The 16,908-nt window shown below is 38.7% G+C and carries 30 protein-coding genes; all 30 read left to right on the top strand.

The window, feature by feature from the left end; all coding sequences use genetic code 11:
• Window positions 1-4: 4 nt before the first annotated feature.
• The 30 genes from iscU to rpmJ all read left to right on the top strand — a co-directional run bounded on the left by iscU (window position 5) and on the right by rpmJ (window position 16,760).
• On the top strand, window positions 5-391 hold the full coding sequence (gene iscU / locus H3T80_RS10915; RefSeq protein WP_034884104.1) for a Fe-S cluster assembly scaffold IscU: 387 nt from the start codon (window positions 5-7) through the stop codon (window positions 389-391).
• The gene (iscA, locus tag H3T80_RS10910; protein WP_065577888.1) at window positions 391-714 is read left to right on the top strand and encodes an iron-sulfur cluster assembly protein IscA; all 324 of its coding nucleotides are present in this window, start codon (window positions 391-393) and stop codon (window positions 712-714) included. The genes iscU and iscA overlap by 1 nt, the downstream gene beginning before the upstream one ends.
• A 13-nt stretch (window positions 715-727) precedes the next feature.
• Window positions 728-1,246 (top strand): co-chaperone HscB, encoded by a 519-nt coding sequence (hscB, locus tag H3T80_RS10905; RefSeq protein ID WP_198201684.1) that lies wholly within the window; start codon window positions 728-730, stop codon window positions 1,244-1,246.
• Between the two features lie 38 nt (window positions 1,247-1,284).
• A complete protein-coding gene (gene hscA / locus H3T80_RS10900) occupies window positions 1,285-3,144 on the top strand; it encodes a Fe-S protein assembly chaperone HscA (protein ID WP_198201682.1) in 1,860 nt (619 codons plus the stop codon).
• A gap of 14 nt (window positions 3,145-3,158) precedes the next feature.
• Entirely contained in the window at window positions 3,159-3,497 is a 339-nt protein-coding gene (gene fdx, locus H3T80_RS10895) for an ISC system 2Fe-2S type ferredoxin (RefSeq protein ID WP_065577886.1), read from the top strand.
• 168 nt (window positions 3,498-3,665) lie between these two features.
• Entirely contained in the window at window positions 3,666-4,757 is a 1,092-nt protein-coding gene (locus tag H3T80_RS10890; RefSeq protein ID WP_198201680.1) for a PfkB family carbohydrate kinase, read from the top strand.
• The gene (locus tag H3T80_RS10885; protein WP_198201679.1) at window positions 4,754-5,689 is read left to right on the top strand and encodes a pseudouridine-5'-phosphate glycosidase; all 936 of its coding nucleotides are present in this window, start codon (window positions 4,754-4,756) and stop codon (window positions 5,687-5,689) included. The genes H3T80_RS10890 and H3T80_RS10885 overlap by 4 nt, the downstream gene beginning before the upstream one ends.
• 357 nt (window positions 5,690-6,046) lie before the next feature.
• Window positions 6,047-6,358, top strand: coding sequence for a 30S ribosomal protein S10 (rpsJ, locus tag H3T80_RS10880; protein ID WP_006120582.1), 312 nt, complete (start codon window positions 6,047-6,049; stop codon window positions 6,356-6,358).
• 31 nt (window positions 6,359-6,389) lie between these two features.
• Window positions 6,390-7,016 carry a 50S ribosomal protein L3 gene (rplC, locus tag H3T80_RS10875; protein WP_034902384.1) on the top strand — a complete coding sequence of 209 codons (627 nt, stop codon included), beginning with the start codon at window positions 6,390-6,392 and terminating at the stop codon, window positions 7,014-7,016.
• Window positions 7,017-7,032: 16 nt separating this feature from the next.
• The gene (rplD, locus tag H3T80_RS10870) at window positions 7,033-7,635 is read left to right on the top strand and encodes a 50S ribosomal protein L4 (RefSeq protein WP_034902381.1); all 603 of its coding nucleotides are present in this window, start codon (window positions 7,033-7,035) and stop codon (window positions 7,633-7,635) included.
• Window positions 7,632-7,934: a 50S ribosomal protein L23 gene (gene rplW / locus H3T80_RS10865; protein WP_034885052.1), complete on the top strand. Its 303-nt coding sequence runs from the start codon at window positions 7,632-7,634 to the stop codon at window positions 7,932-7,934. The genes rplD and rplW overlap by 4 nt, the downstream gene beginning before the upstream one ends.
• 18 nt (window positions 7,935-7,952) lie before the next feature.
• The gene (gene rplB, locus H3T80_RS10860) at window positions 7,953-8,777 is read left to right on the top strand and encodes a 50S ribosomal protein L2 (RefSeq protein WP_034902376.1); all 825 of its coding nucleotides are present in this window, start codon (window positions 7,953-7,955) and stop codon (window positions 8,775-8,777) included.
• Between the two features lie 19 nt (window positions 8,778-8,796).
• Complete coding sequence (gene rpsS / locus H3T80_RS10855; RefSeq protein ID WP_024496505.1) at window positions 8,797-9,075, top strand: 30S ribosomal protein S19; 279 nt, start codon at window positions 8,797-8,799, stop codon at window positions 9,073-9,075.
• A gap of 13 nt (window positions 9,076-9,088) precedes the next feature.
• Window positions 9,089-9,421, top strand: a complete 333-nt coding sequence (gene rplV, locus H3T80_RS10850; protein WP_034884235.1) for a 50S ribosomal protein L22 — start codon at window positions 9,089-9,091, stop codon at window positions 9,419-9,421.
• A gap of 14 nt (window positions 9,422-9,435) precedes the next feature.
• Window positions 9,436-10,173 (top strand): 30S ribosomal protein S3, encoded by a 738-nt coding sequence (gene rpsC / locus H3T80_RS10845; protein ID WP_034884234.1) that lies wholly within the window; start codon window positions 9,436-9,438, stop codon window positions 10,171-10,173.
• A 12-nt stretch (window positions 10,174-10,185) separates the two neighbouring features.
• Window positions 10,186-10,596 carry a 50S ribosomal protein L16 gene (gene rplP, locus H3T80_RS10840; RefSeq protein ID WP_025314389.1) on the top strand — a complete coding sequence of 137 codons (411 nt, stop codon included), beginning with the start codon at window positions 10,186-10,188 and terminating at the stop codon, window positions 10,594-10,596.
• Window positions 10,597-10,788, top strand: a complete 192-nt coding sequence (rpmC, locus tag H3T80_RS10835; protein WP_034902373.1) for a 50S ribosomal protein L29 — start codon at window positions 10,597-10,599, stop codon at window positions 10,786-10,788.
• Window position 10,789: 1 nt separating this feature from the next.
• Entirely contained in the window at window positions 10,790-11,050 is a 261-nt protein-coding gene (gene rpsQ / locus H3T80_RS10830) for a 30S ribosomal protein S17 (protein ID WP_025314391.1), read from the top strand.
• A gap of 194 nt (window positions 11,051-11,244) precedes the next feature.
• Entirely contained in the window at window positions 11,245-11,616 is a 372-nt protein-coding gene (gene rplN, locus H3T80_RS10825; protein ID WP_025314392.1) for a 50S ribosomal protein L14, read from the top strand.
• 10 nt (window positions 11,617-11,626) lie between these two features.
• A complete protein-coding gene (gene rplX / locus H3T80_RS10820) occupies window positions 11,627-11,941 on the top strand; it encodes a 50S ribosomal protein L24 (protein WP_065651344.1) in 315 nt (104 codons plus the stop codon).
• A gap of 17 nt (window positions 11,942-11,958) precedes the next feature.
• Window positions 11,959-12,498: a 50S ribosomal protein L5 gene (gene rplE / locus H3T80_RS10815; protein WP_025314394.1), complete on the top strand. Its 540-nt coding sequence runs from the start codon at window positions 11,959-11,961 to the stop codon at window positions 12,496-12,498.
• An 11-nt stretch (window positions 12,499-12,509) separates the two neighbouring features.
• The gene (gene rpsN, locus H3T80_RS10810; protein ID WP_025314395.1) at window positions 12,510-12,815 is read left to right on the top strand and encodes a 30S ribosomal protein S14; all 306 of its coding nucleotides are present in this window, start codon (window positions 12,510-12,512) and stop codon (window positions 12,813-12,815) included.
• Window positions 12,816-12,832: 17 nt separating this feature from the next.
• Window positions 12,833-13,225, top strand: a complete 393-nt coding sequence (gene rpsH, locus H3T80_RS10805; protein WP_034902370.1) for a 30S ribosomal protein S8 — start codon at window positions 12,833-12,835, stop codon at window positions 13,223-13,225.
• A gap of 11 nt (window positions 13,226-13,236) precedes the next feature.
• A complete protein-coding gene (rplF, locus tag H3T80_RS10800) occupies window positions 13,237-13,770 on the top strand; it encodes a 50S ribosomal protein L6 (RefSeq protein ID WP_110446965.1) in 534 nt (177 codons plus the stop codon).
• A gap of 9 nt (window positions 13,771-13,779) precedes the next feature.
• Window positions 13,780-14,133: a 50S ribosomal protein L18 gene (gene rplR, locus H3T80_RS10795; RefSeq protein WP_034902364.1), complete on the top strand. Its 354-nt coding sequence runs from the start codon at window positions 13,780-13,782 to the stop codon at window positions 14,131-14,133.
• 14 nt (window positions 14,134-14,147) lie between these two features.
• Window positions 14,148-14,648 carry a 30S ribosomal protein S5 gene (gene rpsE / locus H3T80_RS10790; RefSeq protein WP_025314399.1) on the top strand — a complete coding sequence of 167 codons (501 nt, stop codon included), beginning with the start codon at window positions 14,148-14,150 and terminating at the stop codon, window positions 14,646-14,648.
• 6 nt (window positions 14,649-14,654) lie between these two features.
• Complete coding sequence (rpmD, locus tag H3T80_RS10785) at window positions 14,655-14,834, top strand: 50S ribosomal protein L30 (RefSeq protein ID WP_025314400.1); 180 nt, start codon at window positions 14,655-14,657, stop codon at window positions 14,832-14,834.
• 5 nt (window positions 14,835-14,839) lie between these two features.
• Window positions 14,840-15,274, top strand: coding sequence for a 50S ribosomal protein L15 (gene rplO, locus H3T80_RS10780; protein ID WP_110446966.1), 435 nt, complete (start codon window positions 14,840-14,842; stop codon window positions 15,272-15,274).
• An 8-nt stretch (window positions 15,275-15,282) separates the two neighbouring features.
• Window positions 15,283-16,620: a preprotein translocase subunit SecY gene (secY, locus tag H3T80_RS10775; RefSeq protein WP_198201678.1), complete on the top strand. Its 1,338-nt coding sequence runs from the start codon at window positions 15,283-15,285 to the stop codon at window positions 16,618-16,620.
• Between the two features lie 26 nt (window positions 16,621-16,646).
• Window positions 16,647-16,760 carry a 50S ribosomal protein L36 gene (rpmJ, locus tag H3T80_RS10770; RefSeq protein WP_034884218.1) on the top strand — a complete coding sequence of 38 codons (114 nt, stop codon included), beginning with the start codon at window positions 16,647-16,649 and terminating at the stop codon, window positions 16,758-16,760.
• Window positions 16,761-16,908: the final 148 nt, after the last annotated feature.

The raw sequence follows: 16,908 nt of genomic DNA, 5'->3' as shown, positions 1-16,908 counted from the left end.
AATTATGGCATACAGTGAAAAAGTCGTCGATCATTATGAAAATCCTCGCAATGTAGGTTCTTTCGATCAAAATGATCCGAATGTTGGAAGTGGTATGGTTGGTGCACCAGCATGTGGCGATGTAATGCGATTACAAATTAAAGTTAATGATGATGGCATTATTGAAGATGCCAAATTTAAAACTTATGGCTGCGGTAGTGCAATTGCCTCAAGTTCATTAGTGACTGAATGGATTAAAGGTAAATCATTAGATGAAGCTGAAGCAATAAAAAATACTGATATAGCAAAAGAATTAGCTTTACCTCCGGTTAAAATTCACTGTTCAATTTTAGCTGAAGACGCCATCAAAGCAGCAATTGATGACTATAAAACCAAAAAAGGACAACGTTAATGGCAATTACATTAACTGATAGCGCAGCAAATCGAGTTCAGGCCTTTTTAGCTAACAGAGGTAAAGGTGTTGGGCTTCGGTTAGGCGTTAAAACTTCTGGCTGTTCTGGAATGGCTTATGTATTAGAATTTGCTGATATTATTAATGATGATGATAGTGTTTTTGAAGATAAAGATGTCAAAGTTATCGTTGACAAAAAGAGCTTAGTTTATATTGATGGAACAGAGCTTGATTTTGTCAAAGAAGGTCTAAATGAAGGCTTTAAATTCAATAACCCTAACGCTAGCAATGAATGTGGTTGTGGCGAAAGTTTTAATGTTTAATGGGACATGAATTGTGATTAATTACTTTGAATTATTTCAATTACCAATCCAATTACCTATTGATAGTGGTCAGTTAACGGCCAACTATCAACAATTGCAACGTCAATATCATCCCGATAACTTTACCAATGCAAATGATAATGAAAAAATGGCCATTATTCAGAAATCAGCGATGATCAATGATGGTTATCAGACCCTGAAAAATCCGATAAAAGCGGCTGAATATTTTTTGTCTTTGCAAGGTTTTGATGTGGCAACAGAGCAAAATATTATTCATGATGCCGATTTCTTAATGGAACAATTTAGTTTGCGTGAAAAATTGGACGATATTGAAAATCAGAATAATGTTGATCTGTTAGATGATTTTCATTCCGAAATTTCGCAACGAAAAAAACAAGTCTATCATCAGCTATTGCAACATATGTCCCAACAAGATTGGCAAAACGCAGTTAATCAAATCTATAAACTCCGTTATCTGACTAGATTGATTGAACAGATCGAAAAGTTACAAGAAAAGCAATTTGCTTTATAATTTAAGATTAAGTAACACATCAATTAGAGATAGATCAAATGGTATTATTACAGATTAGTGAACCGGGACAAACACCAGAACCCCATCAACGTCGATTAGCTATTGGCATAGATCTAGGTACAACTAATTCTTTAGTGGCAACAGTTCGTAGTGGGCAAGAAGACGTTTTACCTGATTTAGACGGTAATGCATTATTACCATCGGTTGTGCATTATGGCCTAGACTATGATGATAATACTATTATTACGGTCGGTAAAAATGCTAAAACTAATGCAGCCAATGATCCATTTAATACGGTTAGTTCCGTAAAACGCTTAATGGGAAGAAGTTTAACTGATATTGATAGTTCGCGCTTTCCTTATACTTTTTCACAAACTGATAATGGTGTTCCTTTATTAAATTTACCTAATCAACAAGTGAATCCAGTACAAGTTTCAGCTGAGATTTTGATTGCTTTGGTTGATCGAGCAAAACAAAGCTTAGATGGTGAGATTGATGGTGCAGTAATAACAGTACCAGCTTATTTTGATGATGCGCAAAGACAAGCAACTAAGGATGCGGCTAAATTAGCTGGATTACATGTTTTAAGATTACTGAATGAACCAACAGCTGCTGCTATCGCGTATGGCTTAGATTCAGGTAAAGAAGGTGTTATTGCTGTTTATGATTTAGGTGGTGGAACATTTGATATCTCTATTTTACGCCTACATAAAGGTGTATTTGAAGTTTTAGCAACTGGCGGCGATTCAGCACTTGGTGGTGATGATTTTGACCGATTACTTGCTGATTATTTAAAAACGCAGTTAGGTTTAAATAACAATTCTGACCCATATATAAACCAGAAAATTATCGATGAAGCTGTTAAAATTAAAATTTTACTAAGTCAGCAAGATTCTGCTTTAGTAAATATACAAGGGCAGTCTTTCTCAATAACCCGTAAACAATTTGAAGACTTAATTGAGCCTCTAGTTAAACGAACATTGGCTGTTTGTCGCCGAGCGTTGAAAGATGCGCAAATTGATTTTGATGAAGTTAGTGAAGTTGTGATGGTCGGTGGTTCAACTCGAGTGCCATTAGTAAGACAATTAGTTGGTCACTATTTCAAAATAGAACCATTAACGTCGATTGATCCCGATAAAGTTGTTGCTATTGGCGCAGCAATTCAAGCTGATATATTGGTTGGCAATAAACCTGATTCAGACATGTTATTGCTGGATGTTATTCCTTTATCTTTAGGGATTGAAACTATGGGGGAATTAGTTGAAAAAATTATTCCTCGTAATAGTACAATTCCATGCGCCCGTGCACAAGAGTTTACCACATTTAAAGATGGTCAAACGGCGATGATGATTCATGTTTTGCAAGGTGAACGAGAAAGTGTTGCCGATTGCAGGTCATTAGCAAAATTTACTTTGCGAGGGATCCCTCCTATGCCTGCAGGTGGTGCGCATATTCGAGTTACCTTTCAAGTCGATGCTGATGGTTTATTGAGTGTCACTGCAATGGAAAAATCGACAGGGATTGAGGCGGCGATTCAAGTTAAGCCTTCTTATGGACTGTCTGAACATGAAATTGCTAGCATGATTCAAGATTCAATCAATTATGCAAATCAAGATAAACAACTAAGAAAGCTCGCCGAGCAGAAAGTAGAGGCAGCCAGAGTCCTTGAAACATTACAATCTGCTCTAGATAAAGATGCCGATTTATTAAATGAAGAAGAACTTAATCTTATCTTGAATACTAAACAACAATTGCAACAAGCAACGGAATCTGACGATTGTTCTTTGATTGAGCAGCAAATAAAGATTGTTGATAACACAACACAAACCTTTGCTGCTAAACGTATGAATAGATCAATACGTGATGCCTTAACAGGGCATAGCGTTGATGATATTTAACCAATGAGATTATTATGCCAAAAATTACCTTTTTACCAAATGCTGAGCTTTGTCCTGAAGGAAAAACTGTTGAGGCTGAAGAAGGCGAATCGATATTAGATGTCGCTTTGCGCAATGATATCGAAATAGAGCATGCTTGTGAAATGTCTTGTGCATGTTCAACTTGTCATTGTATTGTTCGAAAAGGATTTGACTCACTTGAAGAAAGTGATGAACAAGAAGATGATATGCTAGATAAAGCTTGGGGTGTCGAGCCTCATAGTCGTTTAAGTTGCCAAGCTAGGGTGACCAATGAAGATCTTGAAGTGGAAATCCCAAGATATAGCCTAAATCATGCTAAAGAAGATCATTAATTAGTCGCCTTCATGGCGACATCATTCTGTAAAAACGGCTTTCCTCAAATTTTTTGCTTGTGATAATTATCACATTTTCATTACCTAATTTACTTAACTGCTTTTAACTTAATAACGATTCTGATATAGTCGTAGTCTAAACATATGCTTAAAAATAAACAGGTGTTTATGAATAAAAGAGAAAAGCAGATCCTCACGATTATTCGCAAAGATCCCTTCATCCAACAGCAAGCGATTGCTGAAATGTTAGGCATTACCCGTTCTAGTGTCGCTGGTTACATTATGACTTTGACTCAAAAAGGTTATATAAAAGGAAAAGGTTATCTTTTGTCTGAACATAATCATGTAGTTGTTGTTGGTTCTTGTAACATGGATGTGACTGGATATTCAGATGAAAAATTAGTTTATCAAGATTCTAATCCAGGTAAGATTCGTTGTACTCCTGGTGGTGTGGGGCGAAATATTGCTGAAAATTTGGCGCTTTTAGGACTTGATACCCATCTTATCTCAATGATTGGTGATGATTTTTATGGTGCCCAGCTTATTGAACATACCCGAAAAGCAGGTGTTAATATGGAGCATTGCCATGTAATAAAAGGCGACAGTACTTCAACTTACCTCTCTCTGCTTGATGAATCAGGAGAAATGGTGATAGCTATTAATGATATGGATATTATTAACAAGCTAACACCAAGTTTATTAAATGAATCTAAGCAGTTAATTCAGCATGCTAAATTACTGGTTATCGACTGTAATTTGCAACAAGAAGCATTAACATGGCTGTTTAATAATGCAGGAGAAGTGCCTATTTTTGTTGATACTGTATCTGCATTTAAATCTCATAAGATTAAAGCTTGGTTGTCATATATTCATACTTTAAAACCTAACCGATTAGAAGCTGAAATTTTAAGTGGAATAAAAATCGAAACCAATGACGATATTCCTAAAGTGGTTGACTGGTTCCATCAGCAAGGTGTGCAACGAATTGCAATTAGTGCTGGTGCTGATGGTGTTTATTATAGCGAAATCAATGGTGATCGTGGTTGGTCTGCATCCATTCCAACTGATATTGTCAGCGTTACTGGTGCTGGTGATGCCATGCTTGCAGGGCTTGTTCAAGGTTACTTGAATGGACTGAGTTTTTATCAAAGTGTGCGATTTGGTCAAGCTTGTTCGGCATTAACATTATCATCTGAATTTACTAATAATCCTAATTTATCAATTAATTGTGTTCAAAATATTTTGGAGTCCCTTTCATGAACAATGTGTCTAAATATAATCAATATCTTGATATTTCGCCTGAAGTTAAACAAGCTCTTGAAAATAATCAACCGGTTGTGGCATTAGAATCTACCATTATTTCACATGGTATGCCATATCCACAAAATGTTGAAACTGCATTAAAAGTAGAAGAAATTGTCAGAAAAAATGGCGCAATACCTGCCACTATTGCTGTAATTAATGGTCGTTTAAAAGCTGGTTTGTCAAAAGAAGAGATAACAATTCTTGGTAAAGAAGGATTAAATGTAACTAAAGTGAGTCGTCGAGATTTACCAGTAGTTGTAGCTAATAAACAAAATGGTGCAACTACCGTTGCCGCAACTATGATTATCGCTGAATTAGCCGGTATTCGTGTGTTTGCAACTGGTGGTCTAGGTGGTGTTCATCGTGGGGCAGAACATACATTTGATATTTCAGCCGATCTTCAAGAACTTGCGAATACTAGTGTTGCAGTTGTTTGTGCTGGAGCTAAATCAATTTTAGACTTAGGTTTAACTATGGAATATCTAGAAACATTTGGTGTTCCTGTGGTTGGCTATCAGACTGATAAACTACCATCATTCTTTAGTCGAACCAGCCCATTTGATGTTAGTGTCAAACTAGATAGTGCAAAACAAATAGCTGAAATGATTAAGGTAAAATGGGATTTAGGCTTAAATGGTGGGGTTGTGGTTGCTAATCCTATTCCAACAGAATATGCAATGGATGAAGAGTCAATTTCAACAGCAATTGAAAAAGCATTAAAAGAATCAGTTGAACAAGGCATTAAAGGTAAAGAAACTACCCCATTTTTATTGGCAAAAGTGGTGGAATTAACTGGTGGTGATAGTTTAGAAGCAAATATCAACCTAGTCTTTAATAATGCAAAATTAGCTTCTGAAATTGCGATGAATTATTGCAATAGCAAATAAATTTAATGCAAATAAAGATTGTATTTTGTAATCTAAACTGCTTTTAAATAATGAAACAGCATCACTATGATTACTGTTTCATTATTAGCTAATCAATTAGATAATTATACACAAGTTTTTATAATTACTCCTTGCATTAGCAAATAAATCCCGTATAATTGTCGCACTTTGTTTGCTGATTTTTCAATAAACAAATGCGTAAAAAGATATAGTCTTTATGTCAAAATATCGAATTATATCAACAATATCTCCGATTTGGAGATTACGAAAAGAACGGATTACACTCTCCTGTCAATCGAAACAGGGCAAGAGGAGTAATCTTTTGTTATAACTTTTAAATAGTGGAGCTCTGGTCTCATGTCGAACCAAAGAATCCGTATCCGGTTAAAAGCGTTTGATCATCGTTTGATTGATCAATCAACTGCTGAAATTGTAGAAACTGCGAAGCGCACTGGCGCACAAGTTCGTGGTCCTATTCCATTACCGACACGCAAAGAGCGTTTCACAGTATTGATTTCTCCGCACGTTAATAAAGATGCGCGTGATCAATATGAGATTCGCACTCATAAACGTCTAGTTGATATTGTAGAGCCAACTGAAAAAACAGTTGATGCTTTAATGCGTCTAGATCTTGCTGCCGGTGTTGATGTGCAGATCAGTTTAGGTTAATCCTAAGCTGAATGATTGAGAGGTCGAAACAATGATTGGTTTAATCGGTCGTAAAGTAGGAATGACACGAATCTTCACCGAAGAGGGTGTTTCTATTCCTGTCACCGTAGTTGAAGTTCAAAGCAACCGCGTTACTCAAGTTAAAACACTTGAAAATGACGGTTATCAAGCTATTCAGGTTACTACTGGCAGCAAAAAAGCAAGCCGCGTAAACAAACCTGAAGCAGGTCATTTCGCTAAGGCTGGCGTTGAAGCTGGTCGTGGTCTATGGGAATTCCGTTTTGAAGAAGGCGAATATACTGTAGGTCAAAGCATTAACGTTGATATTTTTACAGACGTTAAAAAAGTTGATGTTACTGGTACATCTAAAGGTAAAGGTTTCGCTGGCGTAACTAAACGTTGGAATTTCCGCACTCAAGATGCTACTCATGGTAACTCTTTGGCACACCGTGGTCATGGCTCTATTGGTCAAAACCAAACTCCAGGTAAAGTGTTCAAAGGTCGTAAAATGGCAGGTCACTTAGGTAATGAACGTGTAACTGTTCAAAACTTAGATATTGTACGTGTTGATGCTGAACGTAACCTTTTATTAATTAAAGGAGCAGTACCAGGCGCGATCAATAGTGACGTAATTGTTAAACCGGCAATCAAGGCTTAACGTCGAGGAGATAGAGATGGAATTAGTAGTAAAAGACGCGCAAGCGCTTTCTGTTTCCGAAACTACCTTCGGACGTGAGTTTAATGAAGCGTTAGTTCACCAAGTAGTTGTTGCTTATGCATCTGCTGCTCGTCAAGGCTCTCGCGCACAAAAAACTCGTGCAGAAATCGCTGGTTCAGGCAAAAAACCATGGCGTCAAAAAGGCACAGGTCGTGCTCGTTCAGGTTCTATTAAGAGCCCAATCTGGCGTAGTGGTGGTGTAACATTTGCAGCAAAACCACAAGATCATAGCCAAAAAGTTAACCGTAAAATGTATCGTGGTGCATTAAAGAGTATTTTCTCTGAATTAGTGCGTCAAGAACGTTTAATCGTGGTTGAAACATTTACTGTTGAAGCACCTAAGACTAAATTATTAACTCAGAAATTAAATGATATGAACCTAAAAGATGTTCTAATCATTACCTCTGAAGTTGATGAAAATCTTTTCTTAGCAGCACGTAACTTATATAAAGTTGATGTGCGTGATGTGGCAGGTATTGATCCAGTTAGTTTGATTGCATTTGACAAAGTGGTTATCACTGTTGATGCCGTTAAACAAGTAGAGGAGATGTTAGCATGATTCGTGAAGAGCGTCTGCTTAAAGTCCTGCGAGCACCACATGTTTCTGAAAAAGCATCTATTTCAATGGAAAAAACAAATACATTAGTATTGAAAGTTGCTAAAGATGCTACTAAGAGAGAGATTAAAGCCGCAGTTGAACAACTATTTGAAGTCAAAGTAGATGACGTTAATACTCTTGTTGTTAAAGGCAAAGTAAAACGTCGTGGTCAACAAATCGGTCGCCGTAGCGACTGGAAAAAAGCTTACGTTACTTTAGCAGAAGGTCAAAATTTAGACCTTGCTGGCGTCGCTGAGTAATTCGGAGGAGTAAGAACAATGGCAGTTGTTAAGTGTAAACCTACATCTCCGGGTCGTCGCCACGTTGTTAAAGTGGTTAACCCAGAGTTGCATAAAGGTAAGCCTTATGCACCGTTGCTTGATACAAAAAGCAAAACTGGTGGTCGCAATAATAATGGTCGTATCACTACCCGTCATATCGGTGGTGGTCATAAACAACATTATCGTATTGTCGACTTTAAGCGTAATAAAGATGGTATTCCAGCAGTTGTTGAACGTTTGGAATATGATCCGAACCGTAGTGCAAATATTGCATTGGTTCTATATAAAGACGGTGAACGTCGTTATATTTTAGCGCCTAAAGGCTTAAAAGCAGGTGATCAGATCCAATCTGGTGTTGATGCAGCGATTAAAACAGGTAACTGTTTACCAATGCGCAATATTCCAGTAGGTTCTACCGTGCATAATATTGAAATGAAACCAGGTAAAGGCGGACAACTTGCTCGCTCAGCTGGTAGCTATGTTCAAATCGTTGCTCGTGATGGTGCTTATGTAACATTACGTCTACGTTCAGGTGAAATGCGTAAAGTATTATCTGATTGCCGTGCCACTATTGGTGAAGTGGGTAACTCAGAACATATGCTTCGCGTACTAGGTAAAGCGGGTGCAACGCGTTGGCGTGGTGTTCGTCCTACTGTTCGTGGTACAGCAATGAACCCGGTAGACCATCCACATGGTGGTGGTGAAGGTCGTAACTTTGGTAAACATCCTGTGTCTCCATGGGGTCAAAAAGCCAAAGGATTGAAAACGCGCAGCAACAAACGTACTGATAAGTATATTGTTCGCCGTCGCAATAAGAAATAATTAATATAGAGGATTAGCTATGCCACGTTCTCTCAAGAAGGGTCCTTTTATTGACCTACACTTGCTGAAGAAGGTAGAGAAAGCGGTGGAAAGCGGGGACAAGAAACCAATTCGTACTTGGTCCCGTCGTTCAACGATCTTTCCTAACATGATCGGATTGACCATCGCTGTCCATAATGGTCGTCAGCACGTTCCAGTTTATGTTTCCGACGAAATGGTTGGTCATAAATTGGGTGAATTCGCGCCGACTCGTACTTATCGCGGCCACGCTGCGGATAAGAAAGCTAAGAAGAAATAAGTAGGAGAAAGAGATGGAAACAATTGCAAAGTACCGCCACGCTCGTTCTTCTGCACAAAAAGTTCGCTTAGTTGCAGATCTTGTTCGCGGTAAAAAAGTGTCTCAGGCACTTGATATTTTAACGTACACCAATAAAAAAGCGGCTGTACTTGTTAAAAAAGTATTAGAGTCTGCTATTGCTAATGCAGAGCATAACGATGGTGCTGATATTGATGATCTGAAAGTTGCGAAAATTTTCGTAGACGAAGGCCCAACCATGAAGCGTATTATGCCTCGTGCGAAAGGTCGTGCAGATCGAATTTTGAAGCGTACGAGTCACATCACCGTGATCGTCTCAGATCGCTAGGCTGGAGAATAGCAATGGGTCAAAAAGTAAATCCAAATGGTATCCGACTAGGCATCGTCAAGCCTTGGACATCTACATGGTATTCGGGTACAAAGACATTCGCTGATAATTTAGAAAGTGATTTTAGAGTGCGTGAATTCTTAAATAAAGAATTAGCACAAGCATCAATCTCTAAAATTGTTATCGATCGTTCAGCAGAAACTAACGTTCGCATTACTATTCACACTGCTCGTCCAGGTATTGTGATTGGTAAAAAAGGTGAGGACGTTGAAAAATTACGTAATGCCGTAGCTTCTATTGTCAATAAATACAAAGACAAAAAAGAGAAACGTGATGTTGCAGTACAAATTAATATTGCTGAAGTTCGTAAACCAGAACTAGATGCTAAATTAGTTGCTGACAGTATTACCTCTCAGTTAGAACGCCGTGTTATGTTCCGTCGTGCAATGAAACGTGCGGTACAAAATGCAATGAAGGCGGGTGCTAAAGGTATCAAAGTTGAAGTAAGTGGTCGTTTGGGCGGCGCTGAAATTGCTCGTAGTGAGTGGTACCGTGAAGGTCGCGTACCATTACATACATTAAGAGCGGACATCGACTATGGTTTATCAGAAGCATTGACAACCTATGGTATTATTGGTGTTAAAGTGTGGATCTTCAAAGGTGAGATCCTTGGTGGTATGGCTGCCGTTGAACAAGCAGAAAAACAACCTGCTGCTCAACCGAAAAAGCAGCGCAAAGGCCGAAAACAATAAGGAGCGTCGCTGATGTTACAACCAAAGCGTACAAAATTCCGTAAAGTGCACAAGGGCCGCAATCGTGGTCTTGCTGTGAGTACTGATGTAAGTTTCGGTACATTCGGTCTTAAGGCTGTGGGTCGTGGTCGTTTGACTGCGCGCCAGATCGAAGCAGCACGTCGTGCAATGACTCGTGCAGTTAAGCGTCAAGGTAAAATCTGGATTCGAGTTTTCCCTGATAAACCAATTACTGAAAAACCACTTGAAGTGCGTATGGGTAAAGGTAAGGGTAACGTTGAATACTGGGTTGCTCAGATTCAACCAGGTAAAGTCCTTTATGAAATGGACGGTGTACCGGAAGAAGTTGCTCGTGAAGCATTTGCGTTGGCAGCTGCAAAACTGCCAATTAAAACCACCTTTGTGATTAAGACGGTGATGTAAATGAAAGCAAAAGAGCTACGCGAAAAAAGCGTTGAAGAGTTAAATACTGAACTTCTTAATTTATTACGTGAGCAATTTAACTTACGTATGCAATTAGCTGGAGGTCAGTTAACACAAACTCATATGTTAAAACAAGTGCGTCGTAATATTGCACGAGTTAAAACGTTATTAACTGAGAAGGCGGGTGCGTAATATGACTACTGAAGTAAAAATTCGTACTCAGCAAGGTCGTGTTATTAGCGACAAAATGGATAAATCTATTACTGTAGCTATTGAACGTAAAGTGAAGCATCCGTTATATGGTAAGTTCATTAAACGTACGACTAAATTGCATGTACATGATGAAAACAACGAGTGTGGTATTGGTGATACTGTAGAAATTAAAGAGTGTCGTCCATTATCAAAAACCAAATCTTGGACTCTTGTTCGAATCGTTGAAAAAGCAGTTAGCTAATCTTTTTGATTAAAAACTGTACATAATATAATAAACGGCTCACCAGCCGTTTATTTTATGCTATCCATTTCATTTGAGTGGTGTTATACTATGCGCCCTCACGTAAGTGGGTTTTTGGTTGTCTATTCTTATCCATGGTAGTTGAGGTGGATGAAGGTAGATTAGACAATAATTAATTTATACGGAGCATTAAAATGATCCAAGAACAGACTAGGCTCGATGTTGCTGATAACTCTGGCGCACGTAGCGTAATGTGTATCAAGGTTCTCGGTGGATCGCATCGTCGTTATGCAGCGGTAGGTGATATCATCAAAGTTACCATTAAAGAAGCTATTCCACGTGGTAAAGTTAAAAAAGGTGATGTACTTAAAGCTGTGGTGGTGCGCACTCGAAAAGGTGTTCGTCGTCCTGATGGATCTGTCATTCGTTTCGATCGCAATGCTTGTGTTATTTTAAATAATAACAGTGAGCAACCGATTGGTACGCGTATTTTTGGACCGGTCACTCGTGAACTTCGTTCTGAGAAGTTTATGAAGATCATTTCATTAGCACCAGAAGTACTGTAAGGAGCGGGTAATGGCAGCTAAAATCCGTCGAGAAGATGAAGTTATCGTGTTAGCCGGTAAAGATAAAGGTAAACGCGGTAAAGTAAAAAGTGTTTTGTCTACTGGTAAAGTGATTGTTGAAGGTATCAATTTGGTGAAAAAACACCAAAAACCAGTACCTGCATTAAATCAAGAAGGTGGAATTGTTGAGAAAGAAGCGCCAATTAACGTTTCTAACGTTGCAATTTTTAACCTTGATACAGGCAAAGCAGATCGCGTAGGCTTTCGTTTTGAAGACGGTAAAAAAGTCCGTTTTTATAAGTCTACTAATAAATTAATCAATTAAGTAATTTGGAGTGTACGATGGCGAAACTGCATGATTACTACAAAGCACAGGTAGTAAATAAACTGCAAGAACAGTTTGGCTACAAATCTGTCATGCAAGTCCCTCGGATCGAAAAGATCACCTTGAATATGGGTGTGGGTGAAGCAATTACTGATAAGAAATTATTAGATAATGCTGTTGCAGATTTAGCAGCAATCAGTGGTCAAAAACCACTAGTCACTAAAGCACGCAAATCAGTTGCTGGTTTTAAAATCCGTCAAGGGTATCCTATTGGTTGTAAAGTCACTTTACGTGGCGAACGTATGTGGGAATTTTTTGAACGTCTAGTTTATATTGCTCTTCCTCGTACTCGAGATTTTCGTGGTTTAAGCGCAAAATCTTTCGATGGTCGTGGTAACTATAGCATGGGTGTTCGTGAACAAATCGTTTTCCCTGAAATCGATTATGATAAAGTTGATCGTGTTCGTGGTTTAGATATCACTATCACAACAACTGCACAATCTGATGAAGAAGGCCGAGCTTTATTATCTGCCTTTAACTTCCCATTTCGTAAGTAAGGTAGGGCATAATGGCTAAACAATCAATGATTGAACGCGATAAGAAACGCGTAAAGCTAGCAGAAAAATATTTTGCAAAGCGTCAAGAATTAAAAGCGATTATCTCTGATCTTAATGCATCAGATGAAGATCGTTGGAATGCAGTGCTTAAATTGCAAACGCTTCCTCGTGATTCTAGTCCATCACGTCAACGTCGTCGTTGTCGTCAAACCGGTCGTCCTCATGGCGTCCTTCGTAAGTTTGGTTTAAGCCGTATTAAGGTTCGTGAATCAGCCATGCGTGGTGAGATTCCTGGTCTTAAAAAGGCAAGTTGGTAATCAGGGGAGTGTTATAGATGAGCATGCAAGATCCTATAGCAGATATGTTGACCCGCATTCGTAACGGTCAAGCTGCGAATAAAGTTGCAGTCACCATGCCTTCCTCTAAGCTAAAAGTGGCAATTGCCAATGTGCTAAAAGAAGAAGGTTATATCGGGGACTATAAAGTAGTTGGTGACACTAAACCAGAATTGGAAATCACTTTAAAATATTTCCAAGGTAAGGCTGTAGTAGAAAGTATTAAACGTGTTAGCCGTCCAGGTTTACGTATTTATAAACGTAAAGATGAATTACCAAAAGTAATGGCTGGATTAGGTATTGCAGTTGTTTCTACTTCTAAAGGTGTTATGACTGATCGTGCAGCACGCCAAGCAGGTCTTGGTGGTGAAATTATCTGCTACGTAGCGTAAGGGAGAAAAAAATGTCTCGTGTTGCAAAAGCACCTGTCGTTGTTCCTGCGGGCGTAGAGGTAAAACTCAATGGTCAGGTAATTACGATTAAAGGTAAAAATGGCGAGTTATCTCGTGAAATAAATAAAGCTGTTGTTATTAATCAAGAAGAAGGCCAAATTACATTTGCGCCTCGTGACGGTTTTGCTGACGCTTGGGCTCAAGCAGGTACTGCTCGTGCATTGATTAATGCAATGGTTATTGGTGTTACTGAAGGTTTTACTAAAAAACTTCAGCTAGTTGGTGTCGGTTATCGTGCACAAGTTAAAGGTAATACAATTGGTTTATCTCTTGGTTATTCACATCCAATTGATCATGAATTACCTGCAGGTGTAACAGCTGAATGTCCTTCTCAAACTGAAATCGTTCTGAAAAGTGCTGATAAACAGTTAATTGGACAAGTAGCTGCTGATATCCGTGCTTATCGTCGTCCTGAACCTTATAAAGGTAAAGGTGTTCGTTACGCAGATGAAGTTGTGCGTACTAAAGAAGCTAAGAAAAAGTAAGGTAACACTATGGATAAGAAATCAGCTCGTATCCGTCGTGCAACTAAAGCGCGTCGTAAGATGCAAGAACTACTTGCAACTCGCTTGGTAGTTCACCGTACTCCGCGTCATATTTATGCGCAGATTATCGCACCAAACGGATCAGAAGTACTGGCAGCGGCTTCAACATTAGAAAAAGCTATCAGTGAAAGTTTAAAATACACTGGAAACAAAGATGCAGCAGCAGCAGTTGGTAAAGCAATTGCAGAACGCGCATTAGCGAAAGATATCAAAGAAGTTTCTTTTGATCGTTCAGGTTTCCAATATCATGGTCGAGTTCAGGCGCTAGCAGATGCTGCTCGCGAAGCTGGCCTACAGTTCTAAGGTAGGAGTTAAAGATGTCAAACATCGAAAAACAAGCTGGTGAACTGCAGGAAAAACTAATCGCAGTTAACCGAGTTTCTAAAACCGTAAAAGGTGGTCGTATTTTTAGTTTTTCTGCACTAACAGTGGTTGGTGACGGTAATGGCCGCGTTGGTTTTGGATATGGTAAAGCACGTGAAGTGCCAGCAGCAATCCAAAAAGCAATGGAAAAAGCACGTCGTAATATGATTAACGTTGCGTTAAATAACGATACTTTACAGCATCCAGTTAAAGGTGCTCACACAGGTTCTCGTGTTTACATGCAACCAGCATCAGAAGGTACTGGTATCATCGCCGGTGGTGCAATGCGTGCTGTATTAGAAGTTGCTGGTGTTCGTAACGTTCTAGCTAAAGCATATGGTTCTACTAACCCAATTAACGTGGTTCGTGCGACTATTGATGGCTTAGAAAATATGAAATCTCCAGAAATGGTTGCTGCTAAGCGTGGTAAAACCGTCGAAGAAATTTTGGGGTAATTAGCCATGGCAAAGACAATTAAAATTACACAAACTCGTAGTTCTATTGGCCGTCTACCGAAGCATAAAGCAACGTTAGTTGGTTTAGGATTACGTCGTATTGGTCATACTGTTGAACGTGAAGATACACCTGCAATCCGCGGTATGGTAAACCAAGTTTATTACATGGTTAAAGTTGAGGAGTAATAGTAATGCGTTTAAATACTTTATCTCCTGCTGAAGGTTCAAAGCATGCATCTAAGCGCGTGGGCCGAGGAATCGGTTCAGGACTAGGTAAAACAGGTACTCGTGGTGTTAAAGGTCAAAAATCACGTTCAGGTGGCGGCGTTCGTCGTGGCTTCGAAGGCGGTCAAATGCCTTTATATCGTCGTTTACCAAAATTTGGTTTTACCTCACGTAAAGCTATGGTAACAGCACAAGTTCGTCTTTCTGATTTAATGAAAGTTGAAGGTGATATTGTTGACCTAAATAGCTTGAAAGTTGCTAATGTGATTAATTCACAAATCGAATATGCAAAAATTATGTTATCTGGAGAAGTGACTAAACCAGTAACAGTTCGTGGTATTCGAGTAACTAAAGGTGCTAAAGCTGCAATTGAAGCTGCTGGCGGAAAAATTGAGGAATAATTAGAAAGATGGCAAAGCAACCAGGATTAGATTTTCAAAGCACACGAGGCGGTAGTGGTGAGCTTAAAAGACGTTTATTATTTGTGCTTTTAGCGCTTATTGTTTTCCGTCTTGGTTCTTACGTTCCGGTTCCTGGTATTGATACTAAAGCGTTATCGGACTTACTACAATCATCATCTAATGGTATTGTTGGTATGTTCAATATGTTCTCTGGTGGTGCTTTAAGCCGTGCTTCAATTTTTGCTTTAGGGATAATGCCTTATATTTCTTCATCTATTATTGTGCAGTTATTAACGGCAATTAACCCTAAACTAGCAGAATTGAAGAAAGAAGGTGAATCAGGTCGTAAAAAAATCAGTCAGTACACCCGTTATGGCACATTAGCTTTAGCGATTGTACAAGCGGTTGGTATTGCGACTGGTTTACCGAATATTCCTGGTTACAGTCATGTTGTGATTAACCCAGGATTTTCTTTCTATTTTATTGCATCGATTAGCTTAGTTACTGGCACTATGTTTCTTATGTGGTTGGGTGAGCAAATCACGGAACGCGGTGTAGGTAATGGTATTTCTATCATTATCTTTGCTGGTATTGTGGCAAGTCTTCCTCATGCAATATATGAAACAATTGAACAAGCTCGTTCTGGTTCATTGCATCCGATTTTATTATTAGTCGTTGCAGCATTAGTGGTTGGTGTGACTTACTTTGTTGTTTTTGTTGAACGTGGTCAACGACGTATCGTTGTTAATTATGCACAAAGACAGCAAGGCCGTCGTGTGTATGCCGCACAAAGTACACATTTACCATTGAAGATTAATATGGCAGGTGTTATTCCTGCAATATTTGCTTCAACAATTATTATGTTACCATCAATGATGGCTTCTTGGTTCCAAGGAAATGGTGAAGGATGGAGATATATCTTTGTTCTTATTGGACAATATTTTTCTCATGATCAACCGTTATACATAATCTTTTTTGCAGCAGCGATTATTTTCTTCTGTTTCTTCTACACAGCATTGGTTTTCAATCCTAGAGAAACAGCAGATCAGTTAAAGAAATCTGGTGCATTTATTCCAGGTATCCGTCCAGGTGAACAAACATCGAAGTATATTGACAAAGTAATGACTCGTTTAACGCTAATTGGCGCTATTTACATTACTCTTGTATGTTTGGTACCAATGTTTATGACAAGTGCAATGAAAGTTCCAGTTCAATTTGGTGGAACATCATTATTAATTGTAGTTGTTGTAATCATGGATTTTATGGCACAAGTACAGACTTTAATGATGCCAAATCGTTATGAGTCAGTGTTAAAGAAAGCGAATCTTAAAGGCTACGGCCGATAAGTTAGCCAGAAGTTACGGAGAAAAAAATGAAAGTTCGTGCTTCAGTCAAGAAATTATGCAGAAATTGTAAAATCATCAAACGCAATGGCATCGTTCGTGTTATTTGCATTGAAGGTAAACATAAACAACGTCAAGGTTAATATTATTTAACTGTAAAGTTGAACTTTTGCATATTTTACTTGCCAAAGTATAGTAAAGCTGGCTAGAATAGCCAGCCTAAAAAATTTTTTTGTAGATCCATCGTTTGAGTATCCTGAAAACGGGCTTTTCAGTATGGTGGATCTGCTG

It is taken from the genome of Gilliamella sp. W8145 (assembly GCF_016101145.1).
GTDB lineage: Bacteria > Pseudomonadota > Gammaproteobacteria > Enterobacterales > Orbaceae > Gilliamella > Gilliamella apis_A.
The sequence above is the reverse complement of the archived record's forward strand: the minus strand, read 5'-3'. Positions and strand labels throughout refer to the sequence as shown.